At 46.0% G+C, this 1,001-nt stretch carries 1 protein-coding gene and 1 pseudogene; both read right to left on the bottom strand.

All coding sequences use genetic code 11. From position 1 onward, the window contains the following. On the bottom strand, nt 1-443 hold a 443-nt coding region (locus P0106_RS07150), incomplete at its 3' end, for a hypothetical protein (protein ID WP_473730648.1). After that, a pseudogene (locus P0106_RS07145) lies at nt 440-1,001 on the bottom strand (hypothetical protein); the annotation flags it as partial. The pseudogene P0106_RS07145 and the gene P0106_RS07150, both read right to left, overlap by 4 nt.

The following is a 1,001-nucleotide window of genomic DNA, read 5'->3' as shown; positions in this document are numbered from 1 at the left end:
GACGAATAATCCTTAAATGGCTTCCAGCCAGGCAACGGCTCAAAACTAGGAGAAAGCTGCTTCGGTGACGTGTGTGAGTTAAACCATGCGCGCGCCTCGCTAGGATTCAAACCAGCTTGCAAAGTAAGCGGCACGTCCAAGCTCACGCCACTATCATCAGTCGCGCGAAAATGAATAACAGTTCGCGTAGTACTAGCAAACTTCTCATCAGGCGTTATAACACGCAAACCGTGACCAGGCTGCTTTACCAACTGTACGCGCGAATCATCACAAGACACGTCGTAAAGCTCCGCGCGACTCAAATCCATTATTGGCGTAATCTGCAAGTCCACACTTTGATTTTTAGAAAGCGTTAGCGAGATAGCAGACGCTGTAAGAGACTTAAGCTTAATACTGCCATTACCGCCGCTGCCGCCGTAGAAAATAGGCTGAATAACCGTCATCGTCTAACCTCCTGCTCAAGAACAGTGAACTTCAAATCTGTTGGCTTTTTAACAATCACTCGCAAATTCCCCCCAATACTCGAATCATCATCAGAATCCAGGAAAATAGGAGACGCTTCAGCATACAATTTCGCTTCATCTTGAGATTTTGGTTTTAAAGAAACAATCCGCACGCGATGAGTACCAGCAAGCGTATTAGGGATTGGAATATTGGCTACATTCCCTTTAAACTCATTAGCTTTAACCGTATAAGTACAAACATATGATGTTGTAGAGATAGTAATGCCGTCCATTGGATTGCTTTGAGTAGTAAACTCAATGCCAGCTCCAGCATTCAAGTATTTACCTTTGCGGCAAGCCGTGAGCGTATTATCCATTGACGCTATTTTATTTTTATTGTTATCAGTAGCTTCAACCGCGCTGTTAGCCGTGGATTGTGCACGTTGAGCTGCGTTAGCCGCATCATTGGCTTTGCTCTGAGCTTGCTCAGCTGTAGCGCGTGCCGTTTCCGACGTACTATTCGCCGTACTAGCCACGCTTTTAGCATCTTGAGCCGCC

This window comes from Gardnerella sp. c11Ua_71, from assembly GCF_055818025.1.
This window is presented reverse-complemented; position numbering and strand designations above follow the sequence as displayed.